Origin of the sequence: Bacteroides sp. D20, assembly GCF_003436255.1 — a bacterium.
Lineage (GTDB): Bacteria > Bacteroidota > Bacteroidia > Bacteroidales > Bacteroidaceae > Bacteroides > Bacteroides uniformis.
In genome coordinates, this window is the sequence record NZ_QSOO01000025.1 from 35,055 (window position 1) to 48,450 (window position 13,396).

The 13,396-nt window shown below is 41.1% G+C and carries 13 protein-coding genes; 10 read left to right on the top strand and 3 right to left on the bottom strand.

The window, feature by feature from the left end; all coding sequences use genetic code 11:
- Positions 1–79 precede the first annotated feature (79 nt).
- The 4 genes from DXD78_RS19325 to DXD78_RS19340 all read left to right on the top strand — a co-directional run bounded on the left by DXD78_RS19325 (position 80) and on the right by DXD78_RS19340 (position 4,605).
- Positions 80–1,201, top strand: coding sequence for a DUF362 domain-containing protein (locus tag DXD78_RS19325; RefSeq protein WP_009038441.1), 1,122 nt, complete (start codon positions 80–82; stop codon positions 1,199–1,201).
- A 69-nt stretch (positions 1,202–1,270) separates the two neighbouring features.
- Positions 1,271–1,780 carry a hypothetical protein gene (locus tag DXD78_RS19330; protein ID WP_009038442.1) on the top strand — a complete coding sequence of 170 codons (510 nt, stop codon included), beginning with the start codon at positions 1,271–1,273 and terminating at the stop codon, positions 1,778–1,780.
- 285 nt (positions 1,781–2,065) lie between these two features.
- Positions 2,066–2,875, top strand: coding sequence for a patatin-like phospholipase family protein (locus DXD78_RS19335; RefSeq protein ID WP_005825568.1), 810 nt, complete (start codon positions 2,066–2,068; stop codon positions 2,873–2,875).
- Positions 2,876–2,907: 32 nt separating this feature from the next.
- Positions 2,908–4,605, top strand: coding sequence for an alpha-amylase family protein (locus tag DXD78_RS19340; protein WP_008664621.1), 1,698 nt, complete (start codon positions 2,908–2,910; stop codon positions 4,603–4,605).
- Positions 4,606–4,709: 104 nt separating this feature from the next.
- Here DXD78_RS19340 and DXD78_RS19345 read toward each other — a convergent pair whose 3' ends face one another.
- The gene (locus tag DXD78_RS19345; RefSeq protein ID WP_009038443.1) at positions 4,710–4,940 is read right to left on the bottom strand and encodes a hypothetical protein; all 231 of its coding nucleotides are present in this window, start codon (positions 4,938–4,940) and stop codon (positions 4,710–4,712) included.
- A 335-nt stretch (positions 4,941–5,275) separates the two neighbouring features.
- Here DXD78_RS19345 and DXD78_RS19350 point away from each other — a divergent pair, with 335 nt between their 5' ends.
- The 3 genes from DXD78_RS19350 to DXD78_RS19360 are packed head-to-tail and all read left to right on the top strand — an operon-like array spanning position 5,276 to position 8,463.
- Positions 5,276–5,941, top strand: a complete 666-nt coding sequence (locus DXD78_RS19350; protein ID WP_008664625.1) for a DUF2461 domain-containing protein — start codon at positions 5,276–5,278, stop codon at positions 5,939–5,941.
- A gap of 34 nt (positions 5,942–5,975) precedes the next feature.
- Entirely contained in the window at positions 5,976–6,422 is a 447-nt protein-coding gene (locus DXD78_RS19355; protein ID WP_005825575.1) for a YhcH/YjgK/YiaL family protein, read from the top strand.
- A gap of 31 nt (positions 6,423–6,453) precedes the next feature.
- Positions 6,454–8,463 carry an alpha amylase C-terminal domain-containing protein gene (locus DXD78_RS19360; RefSeq protein WP_009038444.1) on the top strand — a complete coding sequence of 670 codons (2,010 nt, stop codon included), beginning with the start codon at positions 6,454–6,456 and terminating at the stop codon, positions 8,461–8,463.
- 72 nt (positions 8,464–8,535) lie between these two features.
- Here the strand turns inward: DXD78_RS19360 and DXD78_RS19365 are convergent, their stop codons facing one another.
- A complete protein-coding gene (locus tag DXD78_RS19365) occupies positions 8,536–9,249 on the bottom strand; it encodes a hypothetical protein (RefSeq protein WP_008664631.1) in 714 nt (237 codons plus the stop codon).
- Positions 9,250–9,458: 209 nt separating this feature from the next.
- Between DXD78_RS19365 and DXD78_RS19370 the strand changes: the two genes are divergently transcribed.
- The 3 genes from DXD78_RS19370 (at position 9,459) to DXD78_RS19380 (ending at position 12,866) form a co-directional block, all read left to right on the top strand.
- Positions 9,459–9,692 carry a YecH family metal-binding protein gene (locus DXD78_RS19370; RefSeq protein ID WP_005825578.1) on the top strand — a complete coding sequence of 78 codons (234 nt, stop codon included), beginning with the start codon at positions 9,459–9,461 and terminating at the stop codon, positions 9,690–9,692.
- Between the two features lie 311 nt (positions 9,693–10,003).
- Positions 10,004–10,966, top strand: a complete 963-nt coding sequence (locus DXD78_RS19375; RefSeq protein ID WP_008664634.1) for a S9 family peptidase — start codon at positions 10,004–10,006, stop codon at positions 10,964–10,966.
- Positions 10,967–11,474: 508 nt separating this feature from the next.
- Positions 11,475–12,866: an integrase gene (locus tag DXD78_RS19380; protein WP_009038446.1), complete on the top strand. Its 1,392-nt coding sequence runs from the start codon at positions 11,475–11,477 to the stop codon at positions 12,864–12,866.
- Positions 12,867–12,957: 91 nt separating this feature from the next.
- Here DXD78_RS19380 and DXD78_RS19385 read toward each other — a convergent pair whose 3' ends face one another.
- Positions 12,958–13,239 carry a hypothetical protein gene (locus DXD78_RS19385; protein ID WP_005825583.1) on the bottom strand — a complete coding sequence of 94 codons (282 nt, stop codon included), beginning with the start codon at positions 13,237–13,239 and terminating at the stop codon, positions 12,958–12,960.
- Positions 13,240–13,396: the final 157 nt, after the last annotated feature.

The following is a 13,396-nucleotide window of genomic DNA, read 5'->3' on the forward strand; positions in this document are numbered from 1 at the left end:
TTTTTTAGCCATATACCTATTAATATGGAAATAATCCGTTATTTTTGCAGATACTATCACTATAAATAGGTAAAAACACATGGAAAAAGCAAAAGTATACTACTCTGATTTGCGTACCTCCCCTACATCCAATCTTTTGGATAAAATGGAACGCTTGCTGAAAAGGGCAGGCATCGAGCAACTTCCTTTGAAAGATAGCTTTGCTGCCATTAAAATCCATTTCGGCGAACCCGGAAACCTGGCATACTTGCGTCCCAATTATGCAGCTCGAATGGCAACCCTGCTCCGCAGCCTGGGAGCCAAACCTTTCTTGACGGACTGCAACACGCTGTATTCCGGTCGTCGTGCCAATGCTGTAGACCACTTGCAAAGTGCGATGGAGAATGGCTTTAACCCTATCTCGGCCCAGTGCCAGGTCATTATCGGCGACGGACTGAAGGGAACGGACTACCGCGAAATCCCTCTGAACGGGGAATATTGTCCGGCACCCAAAATCGGCACAGCGATAGCCGATGCCGATATTGTAATCAGTATGAACCACTTCAAGGGGCACGAACAAGCCGGTTTTGGCGGCGCCTTGAAGAATCTGGGCATGGGATGTGCCAGCGTAGGCGGAAAGCTGGAACTGCATTGCGCCTCGCAACCCAAGATTGATGAAGCAAGCTGCATCGGCTGCAACATCTGCGTGAAGCATTGCGCACACGACGCTGTGCACCTCAATGCCAGCCGCAAGGCAGAAATAGACTACGCCAAATGCGTAGGTTGCGGACAGTGCGTAGCCCTCTGCCAGCACGACGGTGCCGTGATGGGAGCCGAAGATACTTCCGAGCGCCTGAACTACAAGATTGCGGAATATGCCCTCGCTGTCGTTATGGGCAAGCCCCATTTCCACATCAGCTTCATCATGAACGTATCTCCCGAATGCGACTGCTGGAACCACAACGATGCCGCCATCGTGCCCGACCTCGGCATTCTGGCTTCGGCAGACCCGGTTGCACTGGACAAGGCATGTGCAGATATGGTCATCCAAGCCCCGATACTGCACGGTAACAATTGCCTTGCCACGGCACACGAGCACGACGACTTGTGTGGATGCGACAAGTTCCACTTGATGCACCCCGACACGGACTGGCTTGCCGGATTGCGCCATGCCGAGAAAATAGGATTGGGAACCATGGAATATGAATTGGTGAAGATTTGATTAAACCTTTTCAGTTTTAAACAGTCATAATAAAAATAGATTTATCAACTAATGCATAATATTATACAAATGGAAACATCTGCAAAACTTTATTCTTTGCCTTTCGGCAACGTAAAGACCTATCTATTCGCCCTGCTGTTCGTGGCAGGAAACATCGCCTTGCCGCAACTCTGCCATCTGGTCCCAGCAGGCGGTCCGACGTTGCTTCCCATCTATTTCTTTACACTGATAGCTGCTTATAAATATGGTTTCAAGGTAGGTCTGCTGACGGCTCTCTTGTCTCCGGTCATCAATCATCTGCTTTTTGCCATGCCTGCAGCAGCCGTGTTGCCGGCCATACTTATAAAGTCCGGTCTGCTGGCCGGAACCGCCGCTCTTGCTGCACGCTATGCCAAGAATATCTCTTTATTGGCATTGCTGGGTGTAATCCTCTCCTATCAAATTATCGGTACGGCCTTTGAATGGGCACTGTGCGGTAATTTCTTTTTGGCAGTGCAAGATTTCCGTATGGGCATTCCGGGCATGCTGATTCAGTGGTTTGGAGGATATGCACTGCTGAAAGCAATCGCAAAGAAATAAACGTATATTCTCAAACAGTATCCCTTAATCCTAAAACTTTGTTCGCACACTGCGGATACATATCCCCAGTTTGCGGATGTCTATCCCAAGGCTTGGGATAGACATCCGCAAACCATAAACAAAGTTTTTTCTTAACTGATAAAAACTTTTTCCCTAACTAAGAAAAACTTTCTCCTTAATAGAGAAGACTTTTCTCTTAATACTTTGAACTTTTTTCCGCTATTTTCCTTTCTCCCTACAATAAAATCATTAATTTCGTGCCGAACAATATATCATATTTTCAACATGGAAGTAGTAACGAACAACTGGTTCACTAAAAAATATCCAATAGGTTTTGCCTTAAGCGGCGGTTTCATCAAAGGCTTTGCCCATTTGGGTGCCATGCAATCCTTATTGGAACATGACATAAAGCCCAATATACTTTCCGGAGTCAGCGCCGGAGCCTTGGCCGGGGTATTCTACGCCGACGGCAATGAACCGCATAAAGTTCTTGACTACTTTGCCGGGCACAAGTTTCAGGACCTGACCAAACTGGTGATTCCCAAAGTCGGATTGTTTGAATTGGGAGAATTCATCGATTTCCTGAAAAGCAATCTGAAATCCAAGAAACTGGAAGAACTGCAAATCCCTCTGATTATTACAGCTACTGACCTGGACCACGGACGTCTGGTACATTTCCATAAAGGGGACATCGCCGAACGCGTAGCAGCTTCGTGTTGCATGCCGGTATTGTTTGCCCCGGTCAATATAGACGGCACCCATTACGTGGACGGAGGCCTGCTGATGAACCTGCCTGTCTCTACCCTCCGCCGTATATGCGAAAAAGTGATTGCCGTGAATGTCAGCCCTCTGATGGCGACCAAGTATAAAATGAACATTGTGAGCATTGCCTTACGTTCCTATAATTTTATGTTCCGCTCCAACTCTTTTCCTGAACGCGAGAAGGCTGATTTGCTGATAGAACCTTATAACTTGGAAGGATACAGCAATACAGAGCTGGAAAAGGCGGAGGAGATATTCATGCAGGGATATAATACGACCAATGATATATTGGAACGCCTGCTCATTGACAAAGGCAGCATTTGGAAAGAATAAAATAACCATTCTATAACATAGAAAACAAAGAAATGAACGACGAAAACAAATTGATTATTTATCAAGTGTTCACCCGACTATTCGGAAACAACAATAACCACTGCATCAATAATGGCAGCATCACTGAAAATGGATGCGGCAAGATGGCCGACTTTACAGCCAAGGCGTTGGGAGAAATCAAGAAGCTTGGCGCTACACATATCTGGTACACGGGCATCATCGAGCATGCTACGCAAACTGACTACCGCCGTCACAATATCCAACCCGACCATCCGGCCATAGTGAAAGGTAAAGCCGGATCTCCCTATGCCATCAAGGACTACTATGATGTCGACCCGGATCTCGCCAAGGACGTACCGGAGCGTATGAAAGAGTTTGAGAATCTGGTGCAGCGCACTCACCGTAGCGGTCTGAAGGTTATCATAGATTTTGTTCCCAACCACGTAGCCCGTCAATATCACTCGGATGCCCAGCCGGATGGCACTTCACAACTGGGGTCAAACGATGATACCAATTATGCGTTCAGCCCATATAATAACTTCTATTATATCCCGAAATCGGAACTGCATGGCCAATTTGACATGAAAGGTGCAGCCGCCGAACCTTATAGGGAGTTTCCGGCAAAAGCTACCGGAAACAACCGTTTTGATGCTTATCCAAACATCACCGATTGGTACGAAACTATAAAGTTGAATTATGGAGTGGATTACCAGAACGGCGGGACTTGCCATTTCGACCCCATTCCCGACACATGGACCAAGATGCTGGATATCATGCTGTTCTGGGCGGGAAAGAACATAGACGGTTTCCGTTGCGATATGGCCGAGATGGTTCCCGTAGAGTTCTGGGAATGGGCAATTCCGCAGGTCAAGGAACAATATCCCTCCCTGCTGTTTATAGCCGAAGTCTACAACCCGGGAGAATACAAGAATTACTTGTTCCGTGGCAAGTTTGATTATTTATACGACAAAGTAGGACTTTATGATACCTTGCGGGCTGTTACTTGCGGGTATGAATCGGCAACTGCCATCACCCGTTCCTGGCAAAGTCTGGGAGGTATAGAAAAACGCATGCTGAACTTTCTGGAAAACCATGACGAGCAACGTATCGCTTCCGACTTTTTTGCCAGTAACCCACGCAAGGCGATTCCGGCACTCATTGTGTCAGCTTGCATGAACACCAATCCGATGATGATTTATTTCGGTCAGGAGTTTGGTGAGCTGGGCATGGATAGTGAAGGTTTCAGCGGCCGGGACGGACGTACAACCATCTTTGACTATTGGAGTGTAGATACTATCCGCCGTTGGCGCAATGGCGGCAAGTTCGACGGCAAGATGCTGACGGAGGACCAGAAACACCTATACAGCATTTATAAACGGCTACTGACTCTTTGCAATGAAGAAAAGGCCATCTCTCAGGGGGCTTTCTTCGATTTGATGTATGCCAATGTCAACGGATGGCGCTTTAATGAACATAAGCAATATACATTCCTGCGCAAATTTGAGAGAGACCTGCTGCTGTTCGTCGTGAACTTCGACCATATCTCGGCAGACCTTGCCATAAATATTCCTTCTCATGCTTTTGACTTCCTGCAAATACCGCAGATGGACCAGTACAAAGCTACGGAGCTGCTCAGCGGAAAAGAAGAAAACATAAGTCTGCTTCCCTATAAGGCTACTAATGTGGCCGTCGAAGGATATGGAGGAAAGATACTTAAGATAAAGCTATAACGGAATCACAACTCTGGTGATTTATTAGATTTGGCACTGATTATGCAGAACAACACGGATTTCTTAATCGCTTCGTGGTTTTCCGCATAATCAGTGCCAAGTCTTTATTTGTTCTCTTCCATATATTCCTTCAGCCGATATAGCCGCGTGATGGCAGGATTATAAAAATCATCAGGATAATGTGCATCTATGTCACTCAGGTTAGCTTGCACAAAACGTTTCACATCCACTATGTTCTCAGCATCAGACAATGTTACACTTTGAGGGAAAGATGTGCTCTTTGCCCAAGCTATCAGCGCTTTAACGCTATCTTCATCAAATTTATATTCGGCCATATTCTACATATTTTCTTGCAAAGATAGTGCAAACCGGATGCAGAATAAAATGACCCACCCATTTTTTTATGCTAAAGTTATCCTCATCTGCATGAACAAAATTCCAATTTGTTGTGTTATATAAATGTGTTTTTCATAGTATTAGATATAAGATTAATTAAAAGAGACGTACCCGCTTGTGATAAGTAAGTACATCAAAAACAGAAGCGTCTGTTTGATTGATAAATGTGTAAGGAGCATCGGTTTACCAGAGCCGATGCTTTTTTTTACCCTTCTTTGTAGCATGTTAGAAATATTATCCGTAAATTTGGCAGATAATAAGGAAAGAATATGATATGAATATCCCTGTTATATTTCAATTTTTGAAAGAACTGTCTGCAAACAACAATCGTGAATGGTTCAATTCTCACCGGGAACAGTATGAAGTCGCCCGCAGCGAGTTTGAAAACTTGCTTACAGTAATTATCTCCCGTATCTCTTTATTTGATGAAAGCATCCGTGGTATAGAAGCAAAGGACTGTACATACCGTATTTATCGTGATACACGCTTTTCCGAAGATAAAACTCCCTACAAGACACATCTGGGAGGATATATCAATGCGAAAGGAAAGAAATCCGACCATTGTGGCTATTACGTGCATCTGGAACCGGGAAACTGCTTGTTGGCCGGTGGAAGTTATTGTCCTCCCCCGCCCTTGTTAAGAGCTCTGCGACAAGCGGTACACGACAATATAGATGAATTTCGCAGTATAGTGGAAGATCCTGCTTTCAAGCAATACTTTCCCGTCATCGGAGAGAATTTTCTAAAAACAGCTCCAAAAGGATTTCCAAAGGACTATCCCTATCTGAAATACCTTCAGTGTAAAGAGTATACGGTTGCCTGCTGCCAGCCGGACAGCTTCTTTCTTGCTCCAGACTTTTTGGATCGTACAGACGACATCTTCAAGCAGATGAAGCGTTTTTCTGATTTTGTGAATTACACCATAGACGACTTTGAATAATTTACCTATATAACTAACTTAAAACATTTGAATTATGGTTATAGACAGACTTGAAAACATAGAAAAATATACTTTGCTGCATCCTCTGTTTGAGCAGGCCATTGATTTTTTAAAATCACATGACTTGCACTCTTTGGAAATCGGCAAGACCGAACTGAAAGGAAAGGACTTGCTGGTCAACGTGGCGCAGACAAACCCAAAAGAAAAAGAAAATGCCAAACTGGAAACCCATAAAGACTATATTGACATTCAAATACCCTTGTCCGGTACGGAGATAATGGGTTATACCGCCGCCCAAGACTGCCTTCCGGTTGATGCTCCTTACAATGCGGAAAAAGACATCACTTTTTTTGAAGGACTGGCGGAGGACTATATTGCAGTGAAGCCCGGAATGTTTGCTATCTTTTTCCCTCAGGACGGGCATGCTCCGGGTATTACCCCTGACGGTGTAAAAAAAATAATTGTGAAAGTTAAAGCGTAAATTTATCAAATATCCAAAACTCATCCTCTTTATGGAAACATTGAATTTAATCAAGAATGACCCATGGCTGGAACCTTTTGCCGATGCCATCAACGGACGTCATCAACATGCCATAGACAAAGAATCGGAATTGACCAACAAAGGAAAACTAACCTTGTCTGATTTTGCATCCGGATACCTCTATTTCGGCCTGCATCGTACTGACGATGGTTGGGTTTTCCGTGAATGGGCGCCTAACGCAACCCAAATCTTTATGGTCGGAACTTTTAACGATTGGAAAGAAGAAAAAAAATATAGCTTGAAGCGTAAAGCAAACGGTAATTGGGAAATCAAGCTTCCTGCTGATGCCGTGAAACACGGTGACTTGTACAAGCTGATGGTACATTGGGACGGTGGTTGCGGTGAACGCATTCCTGCATGGGCTACACGTGTCGTACAAGACGAACAGACTAAAATATTCAGTGCCCAGGTTTGGGCTCCGGAGAAACCCTATAAAATGAAAAAGCGGGTTTTCAAGCCATCTACAGATCCTTTATTGATATATGAATGCCATATCGGTATGTCTCAGCAGGAGGAAAAGGTCGGTAGCTATAAGGAATTTCAGGAAAAGATTCTTCCACGTATCGCCAAAGAAGGCTACAACTGCATACAGATTATGGCTATCCAGGAACATCCCTATTATGGTAGCTTCGGATACCATGTTTCCAGTTTCTTTGCCGCTTCTTCCCGTTTTGGTACTCCGGAAGAACTGAAGGAGTTGATTGATACAGCCCATAGTATGGGGATTGCCGTTATCATGGATATTGTCCATTCACACGCTGTGAAGAATGAAGTGGAAGGCTTGGGTAACTTTGCCGGTGATCCTAATCAATATTTCTATCCCGGTGGACGTCGGGAACATCCAGCTTGGGATTCACTTTGCTTTGATTACGGCAAGAACGAAGTTATTCACTTCCTGCTGTCTAACTGTAAATTCTGGCTGGAAGAATATCATTTCGACGGCTTCCGCTTTGACGGAGTAACCTCCATGTTATATTATAGTCATGGTTTGGGAGAAGCATTCTGTAATTATGGAGATTACTTCAACGGACATCAAGACGACAATGCCATTTGTTATCTGACACTTGCCAACCGGCTTATCCATCAGGTCAATGCCAAAGCCATCACCATTGCCGAAGAAGTATCGGGAATGCCCGGACTGGCGGCAAAATATGAAGATGGCGGCTACGGATTTGATTACCGTATGGCCATGAATATTCCCGATTATTGGATTAAGACAATCAAGGAGAAAATAGATGAAGACTGGAAGCCATCCAGCATGTTCTGGGAAGTGACCAACCGCCGCAAAGATGAAAAGACCATCTCCTATGCGGAAAGCCATGACCAAGCTTTGGTGGGCGATAAAACCATCATTTTCCGCTTGATTGATGCGGATATGTACTGGCACATGCAGAAAGGAGACGAGAACTATACCGTAAATCGAGGCATTTCTCTCCATAAAATGATACGTTTACTGACTGCGACTACTATCAATGGCGGTTATCTTAACTTTATGGGCAATGAATTCGGACATCCGGAATGGATTGATTTCCCCCGTGAAGGTAACGGTTGGTCTTGTAAATATGCCCGCCGTCAATGGGATTTGGTGGACAACAAGAATCTGGCATATCATTATATGGGTGACTTTGATGCTGCCATGTTGGGAGTTGTAAAAAGCATAAAGAACTTCCAGGCTACTCCGGTCCAAGAAATATGGCATAATGACGGTGACCAGGTATTGGCCTATATGCGCAAGGACTTGATTTTTGTATTCAACTTCAACCCTAAGCAGTCTTTTACTGATTACGGTTTCTTGGTTCCTGCCGGAACTTATGAAGTTATTTTGAATACAGATAATCCAGATTATGGCGGTAATGGTTTGACGGATGATACCATCAAACATTTTACCATTCACGATCCGCTTTATAAAAAAGACAAGAAGGAGTGGCTGAAGCTTTACATACCGGCACGTACAGCTGTTGTACTGAAAAGAACTAAATAATCATTTCATAACATTAAAAAAGAGGCAGATATCAATTCAGATATCTGCCTCTTTTTTATATAGGAGAGTCTTTTATTTCAATTGACTGTCGATGAAGTTCAACATCGTTTTTGCATTATCCATCATCTTCTTTTGAGCTGGTTTGTCTGCAGAGAGCAATGGAATAAGTTTATCCAAATATTCTTTGGCTTCCTTGAATTCAACTTTTGCTTTTTCTACATCTGTTTTCATGGTATTGGCACCCTTACTATAATACAAAGAACCCAGACTGTTAAGTGCATTTACATTATCTGCTTGGATAGCTATGGCTTGTTTAAATGCTTCTTCGGCTGCATCCATCTTTTTGGCTTTCTGCGCCATGATACCTTGATTTACGTAATAAGTGGCATACAATTTAGTCAATGTCTTATTACCGGGATTTGCTTCCAGCCCTTCCTTTAAAGTGGCAACATACTCATCATTTTTCTTCAAATCTTTCAAAGCACCGGCTTTACCTATATAAGCATTTGCCAGGTTATACTTTTTCTGTACAGCAATATCAAAATACTTCAAAGCTTCGGCAGGTTTCTTTATCTTATCGGCACAAACGCCACAGTTATATGCAATTACGGAATCTTGGTTGTTTGTTTGTGTCAGATAAGTACTAAATTTTGTGTAAGCTTCCTGGTAATTTTTAGCTTCAAGAGCAGCCTTACCATCGTTGACCAACTGGGCAGGGTCAGCATTCTGCGCAAAGAAATTCGTAGCTGCACAACATAGTGCAATAGATAAGATTAATTTTTTCATATGCTTTAATTCATTTAAAAGTTGATTCCCAAAGTTAGTTTACAATGGTATAGAAGCAAAACCTTTTTACTTTTTTTGAGGTTTTTAGCATAGTCGTAACAAGTGTTATTTTACGTAAAAGCAAATATCCGGATATGTGTGTTGGGCTTTGTCACATATGTTACACTTATACTTAGAATATCATATTATCTTTGCCACAAAAAAAGATTATGGAACAATTACATGCACATGAAGTCCTTCACATGATGGAAGGTAATAGTTATACTGAGTTATCATTGAGAGAAGCCATTATCCAAAAATTCGGCGAGCAGCAGCGTTTTTTCACCTGCTCTGCCAACAATATGGATGTAGATACCCTGATAGAATTTCTTAAAAGAAAAGGAAAATTTATACCCGCCAATGGTGGATTTACAGTGGACATGACTAAAGTTTGCAATCACTGATGAGGAATATTAATTCCTTCTTCTGTTAAATTGAATATTATTTATGTTAATAGTTAACGGAAATAATATTCTACTAAACCATGTTATAATATCCGCTGATTACCCGCTAAAATTTGGATATCTCCTGCAAGTACGTATCTTTGTACTGTGTTTTTCATAGTATTAGATTTAAGGTTAATAAAAAAGATTGGCTGTCTGGGATAGATAGCCTTTTTTTATGTCTAAATGTCATCTTTCCCCTTTTTAGTTATAGTTTTATTCTATCTTTGTAGGTCAGATAATCCACGCAGCATTAATAGAATAAACTGAATATGGGAAAACGCTTTATTTTTATCTTGATGGCATGCTCATTATTGAGTATAGCTACTGTTGTGCATGCACAGCATATTGACAAGCAAACATATATTTTTGCCATCAAAAAGGTTGATACTCTGAAACTGGACAAGTATGTAATGATTGATCAAATACAAGGGACACAATCAAAGCCCGTCATTCTTTTTGCATTTGGGGGAGGTTTCAAAGGCGGGAGAAGAGATAATCCCGATTACATTTCTTATTTTCATTTTTTGGCACGAGCCGGCTATGTGGTAGTATCAACAGATTACCGTACCCAATTAAAGGATATAGATAAATCGGAGTATTCGGACTTGCAAGGATTCTCTTCTGCCCTGCAACAAGCAATCACTTGTGCTGTAGAAGATTTTGGTGATGCTACAAATTATATAATTGAGCATAGTGTAGAATGGCAAATAAATCCTGCACAAATTATAGCTTGCGGTTCAAGTGCAGGTGCGATAACTGCCCTTCAAGCAGAGTATGAGATTTGCAATCAAACGGCTTTTGCGGACAGATTACCTGCCAATTTCAATTATGCAGGGGTCATTTCCTTTTCTGGAGCAATCTGTGCCAATGGTATTCCAAAATGGATAATGTCCCCTTGTCCTCTTATGTTGTTCCATGGTGATGCCGACAGCACGGTTCCTTTTACTAAGGCAGTAGTAGAAGAGGAAATGGGGCTATGGGGCTCAAACTTTATCTGTATGCAACTGAAAGAAAAAGAGACAGCATACTATTTCTATATAGCGGAAGGTATAGGACATTCCCTATCCTATTCTCCTATGAAGGATAATCGTCATGACATCCTGAGCTTCCTAAACCGGTTGGTACTTGGTAAAGAAAAACGTTGCATTACGACTGTAGAGAAGAATCCGGAAATATCTAGATATAAGAGTGATTTTACAATAGAAGATTATATCCGTGAAAATATGCGTTAATTCCTATCTTTATATCCTTTCCAGAGTTTTTGTTTCTCCACCAATCAATTATCTTTGCACATTATTATTCCATAAAAACAAATCTTTAATTCTATAAATTATGTTGGTACGTATTATCAGTATGGTCATAGCCGGAGTTATTATAGTATATCTAGTCCGTTGGATTGATAATTTTTTCTCCAGGTATCGCAAATAAATCTTGCCTGCAATGTAAACCAAATACTCCAATTTGTTTCCCATTACAACCTATGCTGACAAAATGCGGACATTTTCTAATTCTAAAACAAGAAAACCGCAAAAGCTTTTTTTAGCCATTTGCGGTTTTTTCCTTGTGATTCCGTTGCGATTCGGAATGTAAAATACTATAAAACCAATACATATAACATTGTATTAAAAATCAGAGTAATATAAAAATATTATATTGCATGCCATTGCATTATGTTGTGCAATATTTGAACTGAGTTGTGCAATTTATGTATATTTGCACAACCGATATAACAGAGAATATATGACTACAGTAAAAGCATTTATAAGAACTGGGAAGAAAGATAAAGAAGTAAATGTCAGATTTCGATTATCTGATGGACGCAATGTACAGTTATTCCACAAATCAGATATTATGGTCTCTCCTACTCTTTGGGATGCCAAGACTGAAAAATATAAGGCTAAAAGTATTATAAAGTTAGACATAAGAACATCATTTAACACATCTATTGAAGAACGGAAGAATCTAATTTTATCCATTTATGGGAGCAACAAAGAATTAACCAGTGAAAAACTGGAAATCTTAATAGACCAGCACTTACATCCTGAAAAATATAACATCAGCAGTGAAGAGGAATCCATGTGTAGTATGTTCCAACACTATGTTGACGGATGGCTAAATGCAGGTGTAATAGGTCCCGGCAGAAAGAAACATTACGATGTAGTGATAAGGGAACTGACTCGATTCCTCATTATCAATGGCATTGACGGGTTGCCGGTCAATAAATTCAACAAGGAACATATTCTAAATTTTCGTGATTTTCTACGCAAAGAATACACTCTGGTTGAAAAATTTCCAGAACTGTACGCAGAAATGAATAAGCGGAATATACCATCAAAGGAAAGAAGCCAGAATACAATTGCTGAGAAACTATTATTATTACAAGCATTTATGGTGGAGCTTGAAAGTAATGATGTTATTCCCGTATCTCCTTTCCGCAAGATAGGAAAAGAAAAAGAGTCCATTATGAAGCAACAATATGACGAGCCTTTCTTTCTCACCAAAACAGAATTCAATGAAGTTGTCCACAAAGAATGTCCCGAAACATTGCAGCGAGTAAAAGATGTATTCGTTGTTCAATGTTGTTTCGGTTGCCGTATAGGTGATTTCAGACGATTCACTTTTGATAATATCAGCATTGAAGAAGGAATACCTTACATTCATTATTTACCTCAAAAAACACACAAGGATGGACTTATACGCACTGAGATAAAAACTCCCATCATTCGTATTGCTTATGATATTATTATGAAGTATAAAGGTAGGCTACCAAGCAATGCTTTGTTACCCTATTATCCTGATGGCAATGGTGAAACCGGGTACAATTATCAAATAAAAAAACTACTTGAATACTGTGAGATTAGCCGGAAAGTGGCAATGTTTAGTGCGGCATTGGGAACAAATGAGTACAAATCCATATATGAGATTGCAAGCAGTAAACTTGCCCGTAAAACTCATGTAGATTTAATGAATAAAGTTCAGATAGATAAATACGCAGCAGGACTTCATGCAAAAGGCAGCGGAGCTGTAGACAGATATACCGGATTAGGTATAAAAGAACGTTTTATTTTAATGTGTGCGGCTTTTGGCTGTAATCAGTATGAAGTTGACGATGATTTATCTGTAATGGAATAGGCTCACTTAGTATCTCATATTGATACTCTGTTATTTGACACCATCCCCGTAGTTGAGCCGCTACGGGGATTTTTACTGAAAAAGAAGCGATTCATTCAACTGCCTTTTCCACAATCTCCATCACTACATGGCTTGACTCCAACCAGAGCCAATACCACAGCCAAAGCATAATCCCACCCAACCAAACAAAAGCCACATCAATATAGTACAAATTTAATATCCTGCTAACCAATACACATAAGAGTTCTCCGCAAAGCACATAGGCAGCAACCATAGTAACAAGCTGGTCATTGGCAACAGTTATCAAAACCAGAATGCCTATAACGGGAAGAAGGGAAATACAATCAATTAGAAGTTGTTGTTTGTCATTCATAATACAATAGGGATTAGAATACAAATATAAACATTATTTTGTATAAAACAACCCTCTATAATAGGAATTTCTGACAAAAAAGAAACGAACAATTATTACAATATAAAGGCAGTATCCATAATTTTGTGTAAATAGAAACGGGATTCAGTTATAAGTT